Here is a 23110-nt window from a genome sequence, read left to right on the forward strand (position 1 = left end):
GTTTCGAGCACCGTAACTACTGGGGCAGCGCAGCAACGACGGTGATCTCGACCTTCTGTCCGGGAACGAGCAAATCGACCTGCGCGGTCGAACGTACGGGCGGATTGGATTTATCGACCCATTCGTCCCACACGGTGTTCATGCCGGGGAAATCATTGCGATCCGCCAACCAGATCGTGGCTTGGATCACGTTTGATTTGTCGGTCCCGGCAAGCGCAAGCAACCGGTCGATCGAGGCCAGCACGGAGCGCGTCTGTTCCCCAAGGGTGTCCGCCTCCGAGCCCACTTGACCCGTCAGATAGACGGTGTTGCCGAACACGGCCGCCTGGGAAAGTCTGTGATTGGCCTCGAGACGCTTTACGTTCATGTCTTACCCTCTAAGAAATCCGCATGCCGGACTGCATGCGCGCATTTGTTCTGTTTTGAACTACTGGCAAAATGAGCGCTGCCTGCGACATGCATTTGCGCCCCTCGCACCCCGCAGATCAGCCTTCCGGACAAAACCAGGATTGCACGAGACTACTGGTGTTTCCGCAGACCTAGCTTGTTGGTCTCAAACCCCCGACAGCCGTTAAATTCGACGTGAATCCGATTATCCAGCGTGCGTGCCGCTCGCTGGGGCACCGTAGCCCCTGACATACCCCGCAGTTTCAGCGTCGCGATATATGCTCTCGTATTCCGCCAGGGCCTTCTGCCGGATTTCATCCGACGACAAGTCCTGATCCGCGAATCGTCTGATCGAGAAGCCTTCCAAGACCTCTGGTCTCTGCCCGGTAGCCAGCCATGAGGCCAGTTCCTCGCCCAGAGCTGGAGCGCAGGACAGACCCATCACGTTGCAGCCGGTAGCGAAATAGAGACCGCTCGCGTCTGCGACCTCGTCGATCAGGTAACTACCATCTGGCGTCATGGTCGTGACACCTCCGCGCAGTTCGACGACGCTGGCGTCTGCGAGCCCGCGAAACACTGCGCTGACCTTTTGCAGTGCGGTCTCTATCGCCGCACCATCGAGCGGGACATCTTCCGCGCTTTTGGGAACGGCTTTGAATTCGAGCGGATGCGGCTCATACGTCCCAAACATCAAATTGACGCCTTCGGGTCGCGCATAAACCGCGTGGTCCACTATGCGAACAGACGGCAAACCGGGATGAATGCCGGGAACGCCGGAGCGAATTGAATACTGGTGGCGTACGTACAGTGCCGGCAAGATCGCGCCGGTTCGCGCCAGAAGCTCCTTCGTCCAAGGCCCTGCTGTTATCACCACGGCGCCGGCGTCGACCTTGCCAGTTCGCGTCACAACGCCAACGACCTTGCCAGCGTCGATTACGATGTCAGCGACGTCCTCGCCGAACTGGAATTCCACGCCTGCCTTTTTGGCCGCCAAATAGAACGCCGCCAGCATATCGGGTGGGCGGAAATAGAGGTCATTCGGGGCGTGCCAGGCAGCCAAGGCGGCATCGGCATTGGTATGCGGAGCGATCCGTTGCGCATCGTCGAGCGCAATCATCGAAACATCAGCGCCAAGCAGGCTTGCCCGCTCGACTTCACGCTTCAGTTGCGCCGCCGACCAATCGGCAAGCGCATACCGAATGCTGCCAACCTGATGGTATTTGAAAGCAACTCCAGCGCTCTTTTCAAAACCTGTAATGATGTCGATGCTACGGTGCATGAGCTCGCCCATCGCCGGGTCGGTCTGAGCGATGACCGACTGACCCGCCGCTCTCGCCGACGTCTGGGCACCAGGTCCCACGCGATCGACGGCAAGCACCCGCATTCCTCTTATCGCGAGATTGTACGCGACGCTCAATCCAACTGCGCCGCAACCGACAACGAGGACGTCAGGCTTGGGCATCATGACGCCTCGTCTTTCGCCAGCCGACCGGCCTTCAACTCCTCGACCAGAGCGACCAGTGCGCCAAGGTAGCCAAAATGCCTGAACCCCATCACCGTGCCAGTGGCTACCGATGTAAAGACCGAGTCGTGACCGGTTGCGTAGATATTGGCGAAGTGAACTTCCACAAAGGGTTTGCGGGACTGATGTAGCGCCAGCTTCGTGGGCTCGCCAAACGCCCACAACCCGCCCGGGTTGATCAGGAAGGCATCAATGTCGGTCTGCGCCTCGATGAAGTCCACGAGGTCGCCCTCGTGATTCGAGTGATAGGGGACAACCTCGACACCGAGTTTCAGACCGAGATCACGCACGACATCTTCAAGTTCTTGCAGCGAGCCGATCGTTCCGTAGATGTTTTTGTCGCGTCGGCCCAGGCTCGTCATGTTGAGCCCGTTCAGCAAGCCAACCCGGATTGGGTGCGTCAATTGCGGCGAATGCGAAATTTCTTGTGCAGTCATGACTTTGGCCCTCCAATCGGCAATCAAGTATAAAGCGACCGCGGCGCGCCGTGGGAGCGATTGAGAGGACCAGTCCCTTCCGGATGCAGGAAGTCGACATCGTCGAGCGCGAGCACCAGTGCCGTCATAGCGCCGACATAGCTGGAACGCCCAAGCCCAGAAAAGATCGTCAACACGCTCGGAGCGAAAATCGACTGCTGGCGTAGCTCCCCATTGTCGAGATGGACTTCGACGCAGGGCTTCTTCGCATCCTTCAACGTATGGCGAAGCGATTCGCCGACTCTGACGAGCCCGCCCGGATTCACCAGATAGGCGCTTGCCCGATCTCGACTGGAATGGACAAACTCCAGCAATCTGCCTTCGTGATTTGACTGGAAATGCTCAATCTCAATTCCAAGCTGCGACGCCCACTCTTCAAGCGCTTTCTCGAATTCACCCATATCGCCCAGGGTGGCTCGGACGCCAGGGCCGCCGAGTACGACGATATGCCACTTGGTATTGCCCTTTCTGAGATCAGACAATCGCACCTTCATCTCCTTCCGTTAGCTCATCAAGCGCGGTAGCCTTTTTTCCCAGGCGCAGCGTCCGCAAATCGTCTCGATATTAGGCGACACCACCAAAATTGACAAGCCATCTGACATACATTAAGAGTGTCAGACAATATTTTTCGACCTTACTCCTCTGAATGGCATGACAAATGGTGCTCGCGATTTCGACGCAGTGGGAGCCGAATTGAAGGATTTTTTTGCGATAGCCGCTACCTTGGCGCGACGCGCCGCGCAGACTCCGATCGATTGTCAACGGGTTCCGTTCGAGCATCGACCGGTGCGTCGCTTCAAGAATATTCCAGTGCGGCAACGGGGTACCGACGGTCTCAACTGTTTCTATTGGGGCGTAGAGGGAACCTCTCTCGTACTCGTCTATGATGACGAGATCGTCGAATATGAATTCGACGACGCGTCAATGCTGCGCACGCAAGCCCGGCAACTGGAAGCCCTGAAAATTCGCCGCGTTGATTTCGCCGAAGGCCTGGCGAAAATCATCGCAACCCTGGCTGTGCTTGTCGTGTTTCTTCAGTTCATCGTCTGGCTTACCAGCTGACGACACCGACAGCATTCGAGACATTTCCGCCCATGATTTCTCTAAAAGATCCTTCCCTGTTGGGTCCGCACGCTGCCGAGCCCGGTCGACAGGACACGCTCGGAGCATGTTTCGCCGTCAGAGATCCCGCGACCGGAACGGCCATAATGTGTGTCTCCGATTTCAATGTCGCCCGTTCTCGCGAAGCCATCGATATTGCGTATGCCGCTCGCTCGGAATGGGCTGCGAGAACCGCTGACGAACGATGTTCGATCATGCTTCGCTGGTCGCGGCTGATGCTCGAGAACATCGAAGATCTCAGCGTCATCTTGACGTCGGAGATGGGCAAGCCATTGACAGAGGCGCGCGCGGAAATCACCTACGCCGCAAGCTATATCGAGTGGTTTGCCGAAGAGGGACGGCGCGTTTATGGAGACGTCATCCCCGCGCATGGGCAAAGCAAGCGGATTTTCGTTCTCAAGCAACCTGTCGGCGTAGCCGCGCTGATTACGCCTTGGAATTTTCCCTCCGCCATGATCGCTCGCAAGGCGGCGCCTGCGCTGGCCGCGGGTTGCAGCATTGTCGCGCGGCCGTCAGAGCTAACGCCATTGTCAGCGCTTGCAATGGGCGTGCTGGCGGAGCGAGCCGGTATCCCCTCGGAGATCTTTCATATCCTCCCAAGCACCGATGCGGCAGGCATAGGCCTGGAGTTGTGCAGCAATACGAAAGTGCGGAAGCTGTCCTTTACCGGCTCGACCCGCGTTGGCTCCCTGCTGATGCGGCAAGCGGCGGGCGATATCAAAAGGCTGAGTCTCGAATTGGGCGGGAATGCGCCATTCGTCGTCTTTGACGACGCCGATCTCGATAAGGCGGTGGCAGGCGCAATTATCGCCAAGTTTCGCAATGCCGGCCAAACGTGCGTGTGCGCGAATAGAATTTACGTACAGAAAAATGTGCTCGACGCCTTTGCGGACAAGTTGTGCCAGGCGGTTGCCGAATTGAATGTCGGCAATGGCTTGTCCGGAGACACTCAAATCGGCCCCTTGATCAGCCCGCAGGCCCTGGCGAAGGTTGAGGAGCATATCCAAGACGCCATGCAGCACGGTGCGAAGGTCCGGTTGGGAGGCCGCCGCCATGCACGTGGAGGTCAGTTCTTCGAGCCGACCGTGCTGACGGACGTTTCACACGATATGAAGGTCGCCCGAGAGGAAACGTTTGGCCCTGTCGCACCGCTTTTCGCGTTTGACACCGTCGAGGAGGTCATCGACCGGGCCAACGATTCTGAATATGGGCTCGCTGCCTACTTCTATACGCGCGACCTAAGCCGCGCCTGGAAGTTTGCCGAGGCTCTCGAATTCGGAATGGTCGGAATCAATACCGCTGCCATTTCGACCGCCCAAGCCCCATTCGGGGGCGTAAAGCAATCAGGAGTTGGCCGCGAGGGTTCCAGATACGGCATCAACGAGTACCTCGAATTGAAATATCTCTGTTTGGAAACCTAGAAGAGGCCTTTGCCTGGATCGGACTGAAGAATGAAAGACCGCATGCCTCGTGTCGGGTTAATGGTGCCCTCATCGAATACTGTGATGGAGGTCGACTTCAACCGCGAATTGGGCGGCCGATGCAGCGTGCACACGGCTCGCATGTATATGGTCGAGACCACAAGGTCCGCCGAAATTGCCATGGTGGAGACATACGCTCCGGAGGCAGCTCGAGACCTTGGCACCCTCAACCCGGATCTCGTGGTGTTTGGATGCACATCGGCCGGGTCGCTGTTCGGAGCAGCCTATGACGCAGAAGTCTGCGACAAGCTTGGCGGGATCGCCAATGCGCCGGCGCTTGGCGTTCTCACGGCGGTCGGCCAAGAGCTGGATGCAACACCGGGACAACGCCTAGCCGTCATCACGCCCTATGTGGAGGACCTTACAACTTCGGTGGCTCGCGCCGCAGAGTCGGCCAATCGCCGCGTAGTAGCCGCCGCGGGCATGGGGATCAGCGACAATGTCAAGCTTTGTGAGCCGACACCAAAAGAGATCGTCGAATTCACCCGTAAGAATTTGACGGGAGTTGACTTCGATTTGTTGTTGGTATCGTGCACGAATTTTCGCGCCCTGGAGGCCAAACCACTGTTGGAACGCGAATTCAAAGTGCCTGTGGTGACCAGCAACAGTGCAGTGATTGCCTCTATTCGACGGCTGCTCACGATCCATTGAGCCGCCAGATGGCCTCGGTTCCGAGTGGTCTTTGTTGAATCACTCCAATTGTTCGCGCTTGTAGGCCTCATGTGCGGAGGCATAGGCCTGTTCAACGTGATGGATAGCTGCACGCCGAGCAGCCTCGCTGTCGCGGGCTTCAATGCTGTCAAGGATGGATTTCATTTCCTTGAGGCTTACTTTTGCCCTTCCCGGCATGGACATCGACCGGGCGCGCAGGAAATTGACGCGGGCCAGCAAGCCGCCCAGTACTTCCTCTATAATGCTGTTGTTGCAGGACCGGAGGATCTCCGCATAGAAATCGGCCGTCGAATTCACCTCGGCTGCCGCGTCTGCCCCACGTGCCGCCTTCTCGAACACGCTCAGCGCAACGCGCATTTTTTTGATCGACTCGTCCGTTGCATTCTGCGCTGCCAAGGATGCAGCTTCGCCTTCCAGCAACGCACGCACCTTGTAGATTTCCGTAGCCTGATCCCAGGTCAGACGCGGAATGTGCGGGCCTTTGTTGGGGACGATCGCTACAAGACGCTCGGCCTCCAGGCTCCTCAATGCTTCGCGGACGGAAGGTCGACTCACTCCAAGAAGCTCGCAAAGCTCCGCCTCGAGAAGACGGTCACCAGGCTTGAACACTCCGGTTATGATTGCCTGACGCAGCTTTTCGACCGTCACCTGCTGCACCGTTTTGGGCGAGACGCGAAAATCGATGAGAGTCATCCTAAACAGCCTCCGTTGCACGCTGAGCCTTAGCTGATTTGTGTCAGCCTTGCATCAACTAAGATTGACAGAATGTCTGACGATTTGATACTAGGGAAATGACGAATGAAGTTTTTTTGGAGGCATATACCGTGCACAATTTGCGTATCCGCCGGACCTATACGGTTATTGAAGACAAGTTCGAGGAAGCAGGTCAGCCGGCTCCGGCGCCCGTCCGCAAAGTCGCTGTAGTCACGGTGCTGCAGAACCCATACGCTTCGGCGGGATATGTGAAAGATCTTTCGCCCTTGACTGAAGAGAGCGTTGCGCTTGGGCGACGCATGGGGGAAATGGCCTTGGATGCACTCGGCGACTACACCGCTCAGGGATATGGCAAAGGCGGGCTGGTAGGTCTTAATGGCGAACAGGAGCATGCCAACGCGTTGCTCACTACAGTCTTTGCGAACCCGATCCGAGATGCGATCGGCGGGGGAGTTGCGTGGATTTCCTCAATGCAAAAGGTGGTGCCACCAGGAACCACGATCGACATTCCGATGAATCACAAGGACGATGTTTACGTTAGGTCACATTATGACGGGATGACGATTACGCTGCAAGGAACCCCGATGCCTGATGAGATCGCGATCATATTCTGTCTGGTGAGTCATGGGCGTATCAACGCACGCGTCGGCGGTCTTACGCACGAGGAAGTTTCAGCAAGGCGGCAACCCGCCGGCAGCGAGGTCGCCGGAGCGTAGGTGAGTGATGAAAGTCGCGATCGTTAACATCGGGTCGATTTTGACCGGGGACCTGTCGACCCCTTTTGTCGACGGAGACACGATTATCACGGCAGACGGCCTGATAGAAGCAGTAGGCAACATTGGTGCCGCCAATGTCGAACAGTGCGATGTCATAATCGATGCCAATGGGACCATGGCAATACCCGGACTGATCGACTCGCACGTCCACATTACGTTCGGTGACTACACACCCCGCCAAAAGACCGTCGGTTTTCTTGAAAGCTACGTTCACGGCGGGGTAACGACGTCCATCAGCGCGTCCGAAGTTCATGTTCCCGGGCGCCCGAAGGATGTGACCGGTGTGAAAGCGCTCGCGATCGCCGCGGCCAAGTGCTTTCAGCAATACCGGCCGGGCGGTATGAGAGTTCATGCAGGGTCGCTTATCCTCGAGCCCGGGCTCACCGACGCGGACTTTGCCGAGCTCAAAGCGGCCGGAATCTGGATGGTGAAAGCGGGGTTTGGAGCATTCGCAACGCCATATGAGTATGCCCCGCTCGTTGCATTGGCACGACGTCACGGTATGATTTCGATGGTTCATACGGGGGGAGCGTCGATCCCCGGCTCATCTGGGATTTGGGCCGACCATCTGCTTCGCATGCAGCCGGATGTCTCCTACCATGTAAATGGCGGGCCAATCGCAATGCCTGATGAAGATTTTCCCAGGCTGGTCAACGAGTCCGACATGGCGCTGCAGATCTGCACCGCCGGCAATCTTCGCACGACGCTGCTGGTCTCCGAGCTTCTCACTCGCGCAAATCGGCTCGAACGATTGCTGATTGCAACTGATACGCCCACCGGCAGCGGCATCATGCCGCTCGGAATGCTCTACACGATCAGCCATCTCGCTTCCTTAGGAAAGATGGCTCCGGAAATTGCCATCGCCGCGGCATGTGGCAACAACGCCAGGGTGTACCGTCTCAACAGCGGTACGATCGCACACCGCCGTGACGCCGATATCGTACTGATCGATTCTTGCATGGGAGGCTCCAAGTCCGACGCTCTGTCTGCGCTGAGGAACGGGGACATCCCTGCTGTCGGTGCAGTGGTTACCGGTGGAATTCCACGCTTTGTGGGTCGCAGCCGGAACACTCCCGAAACGATGCGGCGCGTTCGTGTGGCTAAGAGCAATGTTATGCAGGATTTTTCCGGCACAGCTCACTGAATGCCAATAGGTCGGTATGTGCCGGTGAAGGCATTTGGATTTTTGCGTACCGCCTCAATCCCAGCGCCCGCAATCTCCGCAGAACTGATCGGATCAGCCAGAGGACAGAATGCTCGTCGGGATCGCCAGGCCAAAAGGCGCTACCGTGCCGGGAGGGTGCAAAAAGACCTTGCACCTTGCCAGTGTTCAAACTCACCTGCTCCAGTTTGGTTCAGATAGGCTTTCATTGCCTCAGCGAGGGCGAAGGCCCCTCGCCAGCCCAGTTTCACGAATTCGGTGACGGCGTCGCGAAAGCCAAGGCGAACGCAATGGATGGACAGATTCGTTGTCGAGCGCAAAATCCTAGGCCGCCGTCCAGCCGGACGTCTTGAGCTATCTCGTCCGTCCACGTCTTTGCCCACTCGCTGAATGAGCTCAACCATCTTCGGCGCGTTCAACGCCGGCGCCTTCCATGTTGGAGGTCCACCTTGACGTAGCGCCATCGATGTAACGGCGCCCTCGAGGGCAGCGTCGCCAGGTCTATGCTGTGTTTCCTTGCCATCGAGCAGGCGACTGCAACCGCGCGCCTATCCTGCCCGGGGGCTTTGCCGCATGGGACCGAGTTGCTTGTCCGACAGCATCGGATACTTCGCAGGTAAAATGCCGATTGCGTCGATATCGTCGAGAAGGCCTTCCCGCGAAGTCGCGCCGGCCGCCAAGTGGGCCTGCCTCCTCGGCGGGCTGAAAGACTAAGACGAAGTGCCGAAGAAGACCTGCTCCCACCAATTCAGGGGAACTGCGGCGGCAAAGCCCATCAAGGCACGAGTATCGTGGCCGCCGGCATGCAGGAATGCCTAGCCGCGCTGATGCGAACGGCACGACTGAGGTATCTGCGATGTCGATTGAAAGCCCAAGCTGACGCCGGTCCGATGCCTCAAGCCCGCCCTCTTTAGCATGTGTTCAAGTCCGCGTTTCGAGTTTGTCGTTCGACAGCTCGGGATTGCGACGCAGGCGGCCTGTCAAGCGCAAGCGCCGAGCAACGTATATGTTGCTCGGCGCGGGCCCTGTCCGATGGGAGGTTTCGAAGGTTAGGGCCGGAAGGGATCAGTTGACTTCTACGTAGCTGTAGTTCCCGTCGCTACCTTTTCCCCAGCGGTAGACGACATAGTCGGCGCGCGTGATGTCACCCTTGGAGTCATAACCAATGTCACCGATTACGGTTTGGAATGGCCCTTTCGAATGGATGGCTTCGGCGACAGCTTGGGGATCCAAGCTATTTGCCGCCTTTGCAGCCTGGGCAATGATTTGGACAGCTGCATAAGTGTAGAGCGTGTATGCCTCAGGTTCAAAGCCGTCGTCCCGGAACTTTTTCACGATGTCCGCGGCCTTGGGGTTCTTGCGAGGATCCGGCGCAAACGTGAACAAGGCTCCTTCCGCCGCATCGCTCGCAACCGCCGCGAACTCAGCTGTGGCGAGATCGTCGCTACCCATCAAGGTTGCCTTGAGGCCCTGGTCAGCCAACTGGCGCGAGATAAGGCCAGCTTCAGCATAATAGCCGGCGTAGTAAATCACTGTGACACCGCGCGCTTTCATCTTGGAAATCAGTGCCGAAAAGTCCTTTTCACCGACGTTGACGGCATCGTACATCACCTCTGTGACGCCACCAGCATTGATTGCCTTCTTGACCTGAGCAGCCATGCCTTGGCCAAAAGCCGACTTGTCATTGATGATCGCGATTTTCCCATCTTTGAAATGGGAGGCGAGATAGTCGCCGGCTACCTTGCCCTGCTGATCGTCACGCCCGCAGGTGCGGAACACATTCCAGAGTCCCCGCTCGGTAAATTCAGGGATCGTGGATGACGGGCTGATCTCCAGAATGCCGTTCTCCGAGTAAACCTCAGAGGCTGGCATCGAAACTCCAGAGTTATAGTGTCCCACGACAAACTTGATGTTGTCGGCGACAAACTTGTTGGCAACTGAGATGCCTTGTTTTGGATCGGAGGCGTCATCGCCGATCTCGAGCGAGATCTTTTCGCCATTTATGCCGCCCGCCGCATTGATGTCGGCAACGGCCCTTTCGGCTCCACGCTTGAGCTGCGCTCCGAAGGCAGCACCTGCCCCAGTAATGGGACCTGCAACACCCATCAAAACGTCTGCGAACGCTTGGCCAGTTAGTGCGACAAGCGCACCGGCTGCGACCGCGGAAAGTAGCATTTTCCTCATTGCATAGTTCCCTCTATTTAAGCCTACCTGCAGGTCGTTGCACCTGCAACGGACCATCCGACCGTTGCCCTCAGCGGGCATACCGTTGACAGATTGAGTTACATTAATAATGTCTGACACTTTGTCAATCAGTGAAATCGACTGCCCGCTCTCAACGAGCTCACTCAAGCGAGTCGGCGTTGCGACGCACAGACGCCTTGCTGAACCTATGGAACTTGCGAAGGCTGGAACTCACATTTGGCGGATACCGCGGTGACTAAATGAATCGGGCGCAGCCGAGCTGAAGGATCGACACGCCAGGGCGTGCGCGGTGTGGATTTGGTGTCAATAATTCCGGAGGCCAAATTGAGTTGAGCGAGTCATCACGGTAAACGCTAAACGAGATTGCCGGCCTTCACTCAAACATCCGAACACATCGACCCTACGCGTCGTTCGTTCTTCTGTTCCCAGGCCAGAAATCTCTATGGGTCAGAACCCGCTCTCTAGAGGTTTCAGACTTCGAAGCGTGAGTCACTTGTCACGCCGATTCGTCCCCGAGCCGGCGTTAATCATGAACGTCAGGTCTTTGGCTTCCAGCTCAATAAGGAAGCTCTTTCATAGAGCCAGTTATACTGTGTGACCATCTGGTTGGTGCGCGTGTATTGATAGCCGAGGAAGCCCAGGATCATCAGCACGATGGTGTCGACGATATAGTAATGCAGCGAGAACATCGTGCCGTCGAACAGGGCATGATGGATGAACCTGATGCCGATGCCGAGGCCCAGCATGTAGAAGAACAGCTGCACATACGTGCTCCAGGTCTGTGCCGCCGCCTTGCCGGTCATCCATGCCGCCCAGCCGCCGAGCAGGCAGGTGACGAACAGGAACTGCCAGACCGAGGCTTCTTCGTAGATGATGCCCATTGGTGAAGACCCCTCTTAGTGATGTCCGCCTTCGAGATAGGCGGCGCGCACTTCCGGATTGGCGAGCAGTTCCTTGCCGGTGCCGCTCATCGTCACATTGCCATTGACCATGACATAGCCGCGCGTGGCGAGCTTGAGCGCGCCGAAGGCATTCTGCTCGACCAGGAACACGGTCAGCCCTTGCGTCTTGTTGAGCTCACGGATGGCGTCGAAGATCTGCTTGACGATCAGCGGCGCAAGACCAAGTGACGGCTCGTCGAGCAGGAGCAGCTTGGGCCGCGCCATCAGCGCGCGTCCGATCGACAGCATCTGCTGCTCGCCGCCCGACAGCGTGCCGCCGCGCTGGCCGATGCGTTCCTTTAGCCGCGGGAACAGCGTGAACACCTTCTCGACGTCCTCGTCATAGTGCTTCAGGTTGTCGAGGCTGGCGCCCATCTGCAGGTTTTCCATCACCGTCATGCGCGGGAAGATGCGGCGTCCCTCCGGCGACTGGGCGATGCGCAGGCGGGCGATCTCATGCGTCGGCAACTGGGTGATGTCGGTTCCGGCGAAGGTGATGGTGCCGGCGCGGGCGCGCGGCGCGCCGAAGATGGTCATCATCAGCGTCGACTTGCCGGCGCCATTGGCGCCGATCAGCGCCACGATCTCACCCTGGTTGACCTGGACGTTGACGCCGTTGAGCGCCCGGATGTTGCCGTAATAGGTCTCGACGCCCTTGATATCGAGCAGCGTTGTGCCGGCCATTATTTGCGCCCTCCGCGTAGCTTGGCCGTCGAGGACGCTGGGGCCGGCTTGCTCTTCGTCGAACTCGTGCGCGCATCGATCTGCGCCGCCTTCGACGCCCCCTTCGACACGGTGACCCGCTCGCCCTCGTCGGCGTGTTCGACGCTGTCGGAAACCGGTCCCGCCATCATCGAAGCGGAATTGCCGGGCCCGTGCGCTGCGTCCGGCCCGGTATCGAGTTGCTCGATGACATCCTCGTCGCCGACTTCGGTCAGCACCTCCTGCACCTCTTCGTCGTCGACGCCGAGATAGGCGGCGATGACGCGCGGATCGGTGCGCACCGATTGCGGATTGCCGTCGGAAATCTTGCGGCCGTATTCGAGCACGACGACATGGTCGGAGATCTGCATCACCACCGACATGTCGTGTTCGATGAGCAGGATCGACGTGCCGGTGTTGTTCTTGATGTCGATCAAGAGTTCGTTGAGCGCCGACGATTCCTTCGGATTGAGGCCGGCGGCAGGCTCGTCCAGGCACAGGAGTTCCGGCCCGGTGCACATGGCGCGCGCGATCTCAAGACGGCGTTGCGCGCCATAGGGCAGGTCCCCGGCCGGATCGTCGGCGCGATGGACGAGGTCCGCCTTCTCCAGCCAATGCCTGGCGAGCTCGATTGATTCCGCTGAAGCCTGGCGATAGCCGGAGAAGCCAAACAGCCCAAGCATCGTATAGCCCGACGCCTTCATAAGCTTGTTGTGCTGCGCGACCAGAAGGTTCTCGAGCAACGTCATGCCCGAGAACAGGCGGATGTTCTGGAAGGTGCGCGCCACCTTGGCGCGTCCCGGTATCTCATGGTTGGGCAGACGCTCAAGCATGAGGCTCGAACCGTCGGCCCGGCTGAGCGTGATCATGCCCACCGACGGTTTGTAAAAGCCGGTGATGCAGTTGAACACGGTGGTCTTGCCTGCGCCGTTGGGGCCGATCAGCGCTGTAATCTCGCGGCGCCTTGCCTGGAAGGACAGATCGCTGATGGCGAGCAGCCCGCCGAACCTCATCGACAGGTGCTCGACGTTGAGTATGATGTCGCTCATGGAAGTGTGTGCACTCGTGTTCATGCTCGTTAGCCGTGACCTTCCTTAGTGAAAGAACCCGACACTGATTTGCGCTCTTTCAGGAACGCGGTGGGCTCCCGGCTGCCGACGAAACCGCGCGGCTTCCAAAGCATGACGACGACCATGGCGATGCCGAACAGCAGCATTCGGTAAAGCTCTGGCGTAAAGTCTGAACCAAAGATCACTTTCAGGAAGCTGAGTTCACGTAAGATTTCGGTGCCGCCAATCATTACGAATGCAGCAACTGCGATACCCCCAAGCGATCCCATGCCCCCAAGGACGACGATCGCGAGCACGATTGCCGACTCCAGATATACGAAGGATTCGGGAGACACGAAGCCCTGGCGAGCTGCGAAGAACGAACCCGCAAAACCTGCGAACATGGCGCCGGTGGCAAAGGCCGTTAGTTTCGTAGTCGTGGTGTTGATGCCAAGAGAACGGCAGGCGATCTCGTCCTCGCGCAGTGCCTCCCACGCGCGGCCGACCGGCAAGCGACGCAGGCGGATGGTGACAAAGGCCGTGAGCAAGCACAGAAGCAGGATCAGATAATAAAGAAAGATTTTATAGTACGCCCCCGATGGAGCCAGGTGCAGCAGCTTACCGATGTAGTTCGCGTCACCAACGTTGAACGTGGCCAAACCGAAGAAGGATACTTTCGGGATGCCGGAGAGTCCGGCGGCTCCGTTGGTGACCTCCCGCCAATTGATTAGCACCAGCCGGATGATCTCTCCAAACGCCAGCGTAACGATGGCAAGATAGTCGCCACGCAGACGCAGCACCGGAAAGCCTAGCATCACGCCCCATGTAGCCGCCATGATTCCAGCACACGGGAGCAGGATCCAGAATGACAGGCCATAATGTGTGCCAAGCAAGGCGTAGGCATAGGCTCCGACAGCGTAGAAAGCGACGTAACCGAGGTCAAGCAAGCCCGCGAGTCCGATGACAATGTTTAAACCCCAACCCAGCATCACATAGATCAATATCTGAATGCCGAAATTGTCGACCCACTTCAAAGAGCCTTGGAAGCCGAAGGCCATTACTGAGACGATCGGAAACAGAAACAGCATGGTGATACCGATCGAACTAGAATTCCGAGCGATGAATCCTGGTACGACGGCTCCGTGCTGCGCACTGCTTGCGACGGCCTTTCGGCGCTCGAGGGCTGGATGAATGAAACCGACATAGACAAAACGGCCAGTCATCACCAGCAATACGATTGCCGCAAGCGCGCCCCATCGCTGGATAAGAACGAGCTCGTTGCGGATGTTCTGGTCAGTTTTTAGTCCAATCAGCAGTACGAACAAGCCGAACGAAATCACGCCGGCATAAAGCGCCTCTCGAAAAGCGCGCTTTAGTGGATGGACGACGATGACGCCGCCTGCGGTGGTAGCAGCCATTGTCATCAATTCAGACCTTCTCGACTTCAGGATGGCCAAGCATCCCGGTTGGCAAGAAGATCAGCACGATCGCCAGGATCGAGAAGGCGGCGACGTCCTTGTAGTCGATTGAAAAATACGCCGACCACATGCTCTCGATAAGACCAATCGCTAAGCCGCCAAGGACCGCGCCCGGCAGCGAGCCGATGCCGCCCAGAACGGCGGCGGTGAACGCCTTCACACCCGGCACGAAGCCATCAGAAAAGGAAACAACGCCGTAGTACATTAGGAACAGGGTGCCGGCGACGGCTGCGAGCGCGGCACCCATAACGAAGGTAATGGAGATTGTCCGATCGACATCGACCCCGAGCAATGCCGCCATCTTGCGGTCCTGTTCGCATGACCTTTGCGCACGCCCCAGGGATGTGTGGTTAACCAGGTACCAGAAGATAACCAGCAGCACGGCAGTTACGACGACAACGATGATCTGTTTAAGCGATATCGCAATGCCGCCTAGGTCGTATACTTCGGTAAACAACCGAGGAATTGGCTTGTTGCGCGGACCCTGTGCGACCTGCACGAAATTGGAGAGGGAGATTGACATACCGATAGCCGTGATCAGTGGCGCCAGGCGGAACGAGCCCCGCAGCGGCCGATAGGCCACCTTTTCGATCGTCCAATTGTAGAGGCTCGTCAGCAGCATCGCGAGGATCATCATGATCAGCAGCGCGAGCACGATTGGCACCGAAGAGAACAGCGCGCCAAGGATGAGGAATACGATCAAAGCCGCAAACGCGCCGACCATGAATATGTCGCCATGGGCGAAATTGATCATGCCGATGATGCCATAGACCATCGTGTAGCCGATTGCGATCAGCCCATAGATCGATCCCAGTGTCAGCCCATTGATAAGCTGCTGGATGAAATATCCCGCCAACTGCCGGTCCTCCTCCACCAAAAAGTCGATTCCGCAGCAGACCCATGGGCCTCTTGCAGCGGATAAGATTGTCTTACATTAAGGACGTAAGACTAAATGTCAATGTGCGAAATCCGGACGCCATTCCGGGTACGAGGCGCCCAGAGCGACTCTCTCGGCTTAAGAGGGCGAGGCGAGAATATCAAAGACACCATGGGCCTCCCCTGAGAACGACCTCTCTGGGATGAGGGCGTATAGTTCCAACAAGGCGTAATGACCGCCTCGCTGACACTAACGAAATCCGGCGCCGCGCGGTGGGCTTGTCGGCGTGAAACTCCAACCTTCGCTTGCCCACCAGTTGCTTTAATGCGGATTAATCGCAACGCCCGCCGCATATTGTGCGCTCAAGAACCCCGTAGATAGTGATCGTTCCCACATCGTGAGCGTCAGGAAGATTTCGCCAGCGAAGAAAAATGAGCCGCCCAACGAGGTAGTTGGACGGCTCCAGTTGCTGGGAGGTGAACGGTAATTTGCTTAGCCTCGAACTGCGCCGCCTAAGACAAAGCCCTTACGGAACACGCGGTTCAGCAGCAAATAGAGGATCACAACTGGCGCCGAGTAGACGATTGAGTAGGCCGCTATCCCCCCATACCGCGTGACGTTGGCAGCCAGGAACGAGAAGATCTTGACTGGACTCGGCTGCATGTCTGACGATGTGATGAGAACCAGTGGAGCCAGGAAGTTCCCCCAGGTATTCACGAACGCGAAGATCGCACCGGCGGCGATGCCGGGCATAGCCAGCGGCACGACGACACGCCACAAGATCTGCGCGGTGTTCGCGCCCTCGATGCGGGCGGACTCTTCCAGGTCGAGCGGAATGGCATCGATGGCGTTCTTGACGATGAAGAGAACAAACGGAAGCGATGTCACGCCCAGGAACACCGCGGTCGGTATCATCGACAGCCAGTTGAGCGATGCAAATATCTGGTAGACCGGCACGATAACGATATTGATCGGCACGCCTGATAGGAACAGAACAATCAAGAGCGTCGCGCTTTTGAACGGAATGTAGCGTCGCGAGAAGGCATAGCCCGCAAAAATGGACGGAACCGTCGCGACGATCGTGGCAATCAGCGAGATAATGATGCTATTCAAGATTCCCTGCAGCCGCCCGGGCTCGGCGACAGAATAGAAATTGTCCATCGTCAGCGTCGGGAGATGGACCTGGCGGCTCGCCGTGGCATCCACCGACGCAACGACCAGCCAGGTGAGCGGCAGGACGAAAAGCATGCCGCAGAAAAGCAGAGCCACGTTGACGGCCGCGCGATCTGCCGTGAAACGGCGTTCCTTTACCTTGGGCGCGCCGTCCAAAACCGCACCGCCGGGCCTGAAGCGACGTTCATCAGCAGTGATGCTCATTTGATGGTTTCCTCAAATGTCTAGGCGGCTTTTTGAGCCCGGTTCAACCAGCGGTCGATGCCGACGAAAGCAAGCCCGAGCAACGCGGCCATGAGGACAATGACGTTCCCGAGCAGGGCGCCATAGGCCAGATTGCTGAAGCTGAAGCCTTGCAGGTAGGAGTAGACGGGCAAGATGTTGGTTTTCCCGCCTGGGCCGCCGCCTGTCATCATGAAGACGAGCGTAAAGTTCCCGAAGGACAGCAGCGTCATCATCAGCACCGAAGTCATGATCGTCGGGCGCAACATGGGCAGGGTGATACGCCACAATCGCTGTGCGCCCGAGGCATTCTCGAGCATGGCGGCCTCGATCATGTCCCGGGGTATGTTCTTTAGTGCCGCGGCGAACATGAGCATGGATAGGCCGCACAGGGACCAAGCGTTGGCAGCGGACACGATTGTCATCGGAAACTTGAACAGTAGGTCGGAGCCGGGCACGCCCAGAACCGTAGGAAGGACACCGCCCGCGGTTGATACCGCAAACCAGACAACGGCAACTGTCGCCGGCGGGAGAATGCAGGCGAGCATCGCTAGAGCGCCGACTATTGTTCCGAAAGCCGGGAGAGCCTTTTCCATCAACAATGCGAGGATCAAGCCCACAACGGTCGAGGCTATCGCGCCAGCCCCGACCACAAAGTAGATAGTCAGGAGGACGGAGTGATAGAACTCCTTGTCGCGCAGCATGTACTGAATGTTGTACGCGCCTGTGAACCGATAGTGGAGAGCATTGGCTCCGATGAGCTGCAGATTGGTTAGCCCCAAATAGAACGCATAGGCTATTGGAACCAAAAACAGACCCGCCAGAAGCAGCGCCGCCGGCGAAAGCAGGAGGGCGCTGCTCCATTCATAACGTTGCCGATCAAACCGAGGCGTCACCATAACAACTACCTTCTTGGGTTTGGGACTTGTTCCCACGGCTTGATCCTTGCAACTGTCACCCGACCGGCAGGTGGGTTACTTCTTGACCATTACCTGGTCCGGCCCCAACTGGTTGGCGACGTAGTCGCTCATTTTCTGCACGGCGTCGTCGACCGTTACGGTCGGGTCCAGGACCACAGCCTCGGTAGCGGTGATGAAGCCCATGGCCCAGACCGGATAGCCCGCTTTGAGGGGTATGCCGACCGACAGCGGCAGGATCTTCTGGAAGCCTTCCTGGAAAGGATCGGTGGCCAGCCAGTCCTTGTCGTTGGAGGCTTCAGGCGTGGGCGGAGTCCATCCGTTGAAGGCCGCCATCAGAAGATTGTCCTTGGTCATCTGGAGCTCGATGAACTTCCAGGCGATGTCCTTGTTCTTGGAATTGGCGTAGATTGAGCTGCCCCAGCCGCTGAGCGCGGATCCAACGCCGGGTGCCTGGCCATTGACGGTGGGCAAGGGAGCATACCCCACCTCGTCCTTGGCGTTCGGAGAGTAGGGCGCAGAAACCTTTTTGACCCATTGCAGGCTGAACCAGTTACCGGCCAGCGTGATGCCGATATGATGGTTGGGAATCTCTGTGGGCGGTGTCGCGATGGCGGTGGCGTTCAGGAGTTGGGACGCCGGCGCCAGCAGTCCTTCGGCCGACGCGGTCCGGTACGCATCGATCACCTCACGGATTCCCTTGCTGTCTACCACCCACTTCTGGCTGGAGGCATCGTAGATGGTCGGATCGGATGACCCAAGCAACAGGCTGTTCGGACCGTAGGATGCCGCACTTGCACCCTGCGCAGTGCCAGTAGACAGCCAGAGAGGCCAGGCGTCAGGGCTCGACGACTTGATCTTGCGGGCGGCGTCGAGAACATCCTTCCAGGTCTTCGGCTCCCAGGGCATTGCAATGCCGGCCTTCTTGAAGAGGGTCTTGTCATAAAGCAGACCCATCTCGTTCTCGCCGTGACTGATCCCATATGTTTTGCCGTCGAGCGTGTACTCGGCCTTCACGGAATCCGGGATCGTCTTGTACCAGTCGGCCTTGGCCGCATATTCGCTCAGGTCAGCCAGATAGCCGCTTTCGATCCACTGGACGATGTTCTGGTTCGACAGTTCCGCCAAGTCAGGAGCCGTATCGGGCGAGCGATAGAGCAAACCCATCTTGTTTTCGAAGTCCTTGTAGCTGCCGGGGACCGGGATGGCTTCGATGGTGACGTTAGGATTTGCCTTCTGGAACTGGTCAATTATGCTTGCCCAATAGGCTTTCCCCAGCTCGGGAGTAAGCGGAACGAAGTCCTGGGAATAGGCGACCCTGAGGGTGATCTTTTCCTGTGCGGTGGCCGGCGCCAGAAAAGCAATCATTGTTGCCGTGATCGCAAGAGACCCAAGAATAACCGACTTCGACATTTTATTTCGATTGCGCATGCTTTTCCCCTTATTTGTGCTGCACGGTTAGAGATGGATCGGAGGGCGACAGGTTGCGCGATTTGGTGGCACTGACGTCGGTCGTCAGCAGCGCGTCGCCAGTTTCTGGGTCGAATAGGTGCAGGTCGTGGACGTCGAACGCCAAATCGACGGTGTCGTCCACTTTCACGGGAGCAAAGCTTGGGAACTTTGCATTCACCAGATCCTCGTCGATCTTGACCATGACGAAGGATTCGGCGCCCGTGGTCTCGATGCTGACGACCCGGCCCGAAATGCGCTGATCGCAGCGCGACGGGGCGTCCTGCATCCAATGCAGGTCTTGGGGTCTGATGCCGCCCTGCACTTTGGGTTTCGCCTTCGACGAGAGGGCCGCGACCTGGACGTCCGACAGCTTGAAAGAACCGCCGAGCAGCCGAACGGAAGCGCGCGATTCGATCCCGAAGAGATCGCCATCCACGATATTCATCTTCGGAGAACCGATGAAACTGGCGACTTCGCGGTTCATCGGGTTGCGGAATAGCTCTTGCGGCGTGCCGATCTGCATGAGGTGACCGCGAGCAAACACGGCAATGCGATGACCCATGGTCATTGCCTCGACCTGATCGTGCGTCACATAGACGGTCGGGACCCCTAACCTCTTCTGTAGGTCGGAGATTTCAAACCGCATCTGGGTGCGAAGCGCGGCATCCAGGTTGGAGAGCGGCTCATCCAAGAGAAAGAGCTTCGGCTCATGGATCATGGCGCGGCCGAGAGCCACACGCTGCCTCTGTCCGCCGGAGAGCGCGGCAGGCTTTCGATCCAGCATGGAAGTGAGGCCAAGCATCTCGGCAACGCGCCGCACTCGCACGGCGCGTTCAGCCTTCGGCTCATGCCTGACTTCCATGCCGAATGACAGGTTCTTCGCGACCGTCATATGCGGATAGAGGGCATAACTCTGGAAGACCATTGAGATGCCCCGCTCGCCAGGAGGAAGCAGTGTCACGTCCTTGTCGTCTATCCAGATACGCCCATAGGACGGCGTCTCCAGCCCCGCGAGCATTCTCAAGGTGGTTGTCTTGCCGCAACCCGAAGGGCCAACGAGCACAAGAAACTCGCCGTCGTTGATCTCGAAATTGAGTTCTTGTACCGCGGTGTAGTCTCCAAACATCTTGGAGACACGCTCAAAGCGAACTTTCGTCATCGGCTTCGCAGTTCCCCTTTCGCTCTCAGGGAGCAGTTACCCAAGCCATGCATTATGCATGCCAGATTTTTGGAGAACCATTAAGCAATTGAAATATATAAATTTTATCGACAACGTCTCAGCATCTGAGACGCTCGGTGAGACGGCTTTCGAGATTAGGCCGTCGTCTCACTTGCGAGACTAGCCCGCCTGAAGACAGGTCCACGCAACCCCAAGATGGGATCAGCTGGCAGGAAAATCTCTAACGACTTCGGCTGACTTAGCGCCGTCTTGCCCATCAGCCACGCGCAACGCAGTTTGATACATTTGCTATCTTATCGGCATCCCTCATGGCGAATCACGGCGAAAGCGCCGGACCAACCACCAAAACCCAAAACCACCACAGCGCGCGTCCTAGCCGCGGGTCGGCGGTGCGCCCCCCAGCATCTTCCTGAACACGTTCTCGGTGATCTGCGAAACTGAGTTTTTATAGTCATCGTGATAGAGCGCGCTGAACCACTGCATGGTTCCGACCGAAAAGACGAAACCACCTGTGCGCGTCTCGAACGCCACGATGTCCGACCGAACGCTCCGATAGGGTGGCGGTAGCGCGAGTTGATTGGATTCGCGCAGGTCCTCGATCACCGGCTGGTACATGGGCGCAAACCCCTCGGCGCGGGCCAACAAGGTTGCGTGTGATGGGCTACCAAGGGCGTAGTCGAGACGGTCTATCTCATCCCCTGCCGCGCCAATGCCAATGCCGAGCGTTCGGAAGTCGCCAATTCGAATGCCTTCGGGCACGCCTTCGAAAAGCTCGCGTGCGATGGGAACCGCACGATCCGCGACTTGATTGTGGGGCCGGGGAGGTCCGGCATGATCGTTCGCATCATATCCTTGTGCCGTGAAGCCGACGCCGACCAGTTGTTGCGGCGGCCTGCCTCTCAAACGCCAAAGCCCCGCGATTTCTCCAGTAAGTGCGTTGTGGCCCTCGCCCGGCCGTGACGTCCAGTTACGCGAACCGTTCGGCCGGCGCACTTCGATGAAGGAGCCGCCCGGGGCGACGGAGGTGACCCAGTAAAAGCCATTGCCGCCCATGTAGGCCAGGCTGCCACCTGTGTCGCGATAACGCTCCAATGCATTGAGCATCTGTTCTGACACGTATTCGGGGTGCGATCCGGTGAACACGCCTTTGTACGGCTTCAGCAGGTCTAGCCCGAACTCATGCAGATCGTGATCGGTAATGACGTCGATCGCCAGATCGCGTTCGTTCGCCCAATCGAGGAAATAGAGATCGGCGCTTAGATGGCGCGCAAAGGGGATGCCCTCCGTCGTAAGGACGAATCCTCTATGGGGCCGGATCGTCGGAATCGGGTGCAAACCGGATGCGTGAGGAACCCCGGTGCTATCCTCGTAGAGATCATAAAGGCACTTGATGCCATCGATGCCGCGGCTGGGATAGTTTCCATAGGCGAGGTAAGTGAAGGTCGGCACCAACAATGCGACGTCCGCTTGCCTTTGCCCTAGAGGCGGCGAAACAACGAACGGAATATCATCGTATTCGTCGCCCGCGGTAATGCGCACGATGTAGATACCGCTCGTCAGGTTTTCAGGCACGGTGAAGGAAAAGCTTTCGTTCCAATTCGCATCGGTGAGGCCATCCCGATGAAAATGGATCGCCGAGTATCCGTTTCGGTCAAACCGGAAATCGTCGATCGCGCCGGTCCAGTGCGGCCCCGTGATCGCGCGCATCGGCCTTTGCCTGGTTGTCCCGTGAAGCGCGTTCGCGGAGGCGTCGTGAATCAGGGTGCCTTCATGGCCGATGTTGAAATCCCAAGCCGCGAGGCAATCGGCGATGGACACAAACTCGGAGTGATCGCCAATCAGCGCGAGAGCGTCGATTTCATGGTTCGGAAGGCAGCGACCGTAGACAACCGGACTGGCGATCCTGCCGTTGAAGCTATCTTGCGCATAGCCTGCCTGTCCCCTACCTGCAAGGAACAGCGCCACGTCCATGGACGGCGATTGAACGACCAGTTGCAAGGTCGTCGGCGCGACCGTTTCCAGGGTCGGATCTTTAAAATGGCGTCCAGAGTGGATGGTCAAACCATACGTGCTTGCCAAGTAGGAAACGCCGATCCACTGCCATCGGCCGGTCTCCAACTGATGGCATGCAGTGACGCGCCGCTCACCCGACTGAAAGAAGGTTCGGCCACTGCTGTCCAGTCCCAGGCGATAGCCCCGACCAGCGTCATCCTCCCGCGATAGCAGCACCTGTTCCCTGCCGTTCTGGAGGGTCGGAAACACCCAGAGGAACACCGTGAAATCGCCGTGGAGCGCCAGATGGTTGCTGGCCGCGATTTCGATGTATGAGCCTGGCCTGATTTGCTGCTCGCCGCCCTCGTAGGAACCGTTTAGCGAAACATCGATTGGCAGGAGTTTTTCGCCCGGCCCTGCCGGATCCCTGTCGCCCTGGAAAATGCGATAGAGTTGGGCATGATATGCGCCCGAAGGGGAACTCACCATGAAGGACAGGGCCTCGCCCGGCCTCGCAGTCAAACGGTTTGTATAGCCTGTGAGCATGCTGGTCTTTGTCTCGCCGTCCATGACCGGAACCAGGGTGTGGGGTGCGGCCAGTCTGCAGCCG

The 23110-nt window shown here is 58.0% G+C and carries 20 protein-coding genes and 1 pseudogene; 5 read left to right on the top strand and 16 right to left on the bottom strand.

What is annotated here, in order from left to right:
- Window positions 1-16: 16 nt before the first annotated feature.
- From P9230_RS22395 to P9230_RS22410, 4 genes are all read right to left on the bottom strand, one after another.
- Window positions 17-367: a RidA family protein gene (locus P9230_RS22395; protein WP_278055768.1), complete on the bottom strand. Its 351-nt coding sequence runs from the start codon at window positions 365-367 to the stop codon at window positions 17-19.
- 225 nt (window positions 368-592) lie between these two features.
- Complete coding sequence (locus P9230_RS22400) at window positions 593-1852, bottom strand: FAD-binding oxidoreductase (protein WP_278055770.1); 1260 nt, start codon at window positions 1850-1852, stop codon at window positions 593-595.
- Window positions 1849-2346: a type II 3-dehydroquinate dehydratase gene (locus P9230_RS22405; RefSeq protein WP_278055771.1), complete on the bottom strand. Its 498-nt coding sequence runs from the start codon at window positions 2344-2346 to the stop codon at window positions 1849-1851. The genes P9230_RS22400 and P9230_RS22405 overlap by 4 nt, the downstream gene beginning before the upstream one ends.
- A 23-nt stretch (window positions 2347-2369) precedes the next feature.
- On the bottom strand, window positions 2370-2867 hold the full coding sequence (locus tag P9230_RS22410; RefSeq protein WP_278055773.1) for a type II 3-dehydroquinate dehydratase: 498 nt from the start codon (window positions 2865-2867) through the stop codon (window positions 2370-2372).
- Window positions 2868-3078: 211 nt separating this feature from the next.
- Here P9230_RS22410 and P9230_RS22415 point away from each other — a divergent pair, with 211 nt between their 5' ends.
- The 3 genes and pseudogenes from P9230_RS22415 to P9230_RS22425 all read left to right on the top strand — a co-directional run bounded on the left by P9230_RS22415 (window position 3079) and on the right by P9230_RS22425 (window position 5639).
- The gene (locus P9230_RS22415; RefSeq protein ID WP_278088325.1) at window positions 3079-3447 is read left to right on the top strand and encodes a hypothetical protein; all 369 of its coding nucleotides are present in this window, start codon (window positions 3079-3081) and stop codon (window positions 3445-3447) included.
- A 116-nt stretch (window positions 3448-3563) separates the two neighbouring features.
- Window positions 3564-4928, top strand: a pseudogene (locus P9230_RS22420) (NAD-dependent succinate-semialdehyde dehydrogenase); the annotation flags it as partial.
- A gap of 30 nt (window positions 4929-4958) precedes the next feature.
- A complete protein-coding gene (locus tag P9230_RS22425) occupies window positions 4959-5639 on the top strand; it encodes an aspartate/glutamate racemase family protein (RefSeq protein ID WP_278055777.1) in 681 nt (226 codons plus the stop codon).
- Between the two features lie 39 nt (window positions 5640-5678).
- Here P9230_RS22425 and P9230_RS22430 read toward each other — a convergent pair whose 3' ends face one another.
- Complete coding sequence (locus P9230_RS22430; RefSeq protein ID WP_278055779.1) at window positions 5679-6353, bottom strand: GntR family transcriptional regulator; 675 nt, start codon at window positions 6351-6353, stop codon at window positions 5679-5681.
- 98 nt (window positions 6354-6451) lie between these two features.
- Here P9230_RS22430 and P9230_RS22435 point away from each other — a divergent pair, with 98 nt between their 5' ends.
- Together P9230_RS22435 and P9230_RS22440 are read left to right on the top strand one after the other, a co-directional pair.
- Window positions 6452-7090 (top strand): amino acid synthesis family protein, encoded by a 639-nt coding sequence (locus P9230_RS22435; protein WP_278055780.1) that lies wholly within the window; start codon window positions 6452-6454, stop codon window positions 7088-7090.
- Between the two features lie 7 nt (window positions 7091-7097).
- On the top strand, window positions 7098-8294 hold the full coding sequence (locus P9230_RS22440; RefSeq protein ID WP_278055782.1) for an amidohydrolase family protein: 1197 nt from the start codon (window positions 7098-7100) through the stop codon (window positions 8292-8294).
- Between the two features lie 1083 nt (window positions 8295-9377).
- On the opposite strand, the gene P9230_RS22445 is transcribed toward P9230_RS22440, so the two are convergent.
- The 11 genes from P9230_RS22445 to P9230_RS22495 form a co-directional block, all read right to left on the bottom strand.
- Entirely contained in the window at window positions 9378-10496 is a 1119-nt protein-coding gene (locus P9230_RS22445) for a branched-chain amino acid ABC transporter substrate-binding protein (protein WP_278055783.1), read from the bottom strand.
- Window positions 10497-11053: 557 nt separating this feature from the next.
- Window positions 11054-11398, bottom strand: a complete 345-nt coding sequence (locus P9230_RS22450) for a DUF6867 family protein (protein ID WP_278055784.1) — start codon at window positions 11396-11398, stop codon at window positions 11054-11056.
- 15 nt (window positions 11399-11413) lie between these two features.
- Entirely contained in the window at window positions 11414-12142 is a 729-nt protein-coding gene (locus tag P9230_RS22455; RefSeq protein WP_278055785.1) for an ABC transporter ATP-binding protein, read from the bottom strand.
- Window positions 12142-13209, bottom strand: a complete 1068-nt coding sequence (locus P9230_RS22460; protein WP_278055788.1) for an ABC transporter ATP-binding protein — start codon at window positions 13207-13209, stop codon at window positions 12142-12144. Before P9230_RS22460 ends, P9230_RS22455 begins: the two co-directional genes overlap by 1 nt.
- Window positions 13210-13238: 29 nt before the next feature.
- Window positions 13239-14627 (bottom strand): high-affinity branched-chain amino acid ABC transporter permease LivM, encoded by a 1389-nt coding sequence (livM, locus tag P9230_RS22465; protein ID WP_278055790.1) that lies wholly within the window; start codon window positions 14625-14627, stop codon window positions 13239-13241.
- A gap of 10 nt (window positions 14628-14637) precedes the next feature.
- A complete protein-coding gene (locus P9230_RS22470; RefSeq protein ID WP_278055792.1) occupies window positions 14638-15543 on the bottom strand; it encodes a branched-chain amino acid ABC transporter permease LivH in 906 nt (301 codons plus the stop codon).
- A 513-nt stretch (window positions 15544-16056) separates the two neighbouring features.
- A complete protein-coding gene (locus tag P9230_RS22475) occupies window positions 16057-16941 on the bottom strand; it encodes a carbohydrate ABC transporter permease (RefSeq protein ID WP_278055794.1) in 885 nt (294 codons plus the stop codon).
- 20 nt (window positions 16942-16961) lie between these two features.
- Window positions 16962-17894, bottom strand: coding sequence for a sugar ABC transporter permease (locus P9230_RS22480; protein ID WP_278055796.1), 933 nt, complete (start codon window positions 17892-17894; stop codon window positions 16962-16964).
- A gap of 39 nt (window positions 17895-17933) precedes the next feature.
- Complete coding sequence (locus P9230_RS22485; RefSeq protein ID WP_278055798.1) at window positions 17934-19307, bottom strand: extracellular solute-binding protein; 1374 nt, start codon at window positions 19305-19307, stop codon at window positions 17934-17936.
- 10 nt (window positions 19308-19317) lie between these two features.
- Window positions 19318-20487, bottom strand: coding sequence for an ABC transporter ATP-binding protein (locus P9230_RS22490; protein ID WP_278055800.1), 1170 nt, complete (start codon window positions 20485-20487; stop codon window positions 19318-19320).
- Between the two features lie 393 nt (window positions 20488-20880).
- Window positions 20881-23070, bottom strand: coding sequence for a N,N-dimethylformamidase beta subunit family domain-containing protein (locus tag P9230_RS22495; protein ID WP_278055802.1), 2190 nt, complete (start codon window positions 23068-23070; stop codon window positions 20881-20883).
- Window positions 23071-23110 lie beyond the last annotated feature (40 nt).

The organism is Mesorhizobium sp. WSM4887 (assembly GCF_029625865.1).
Lineage (GTDB): Bacteria > Pseudomonadota > Alphaproteobacteria > Rhizobiales > Rhizobiaceae > Mesorhizobium.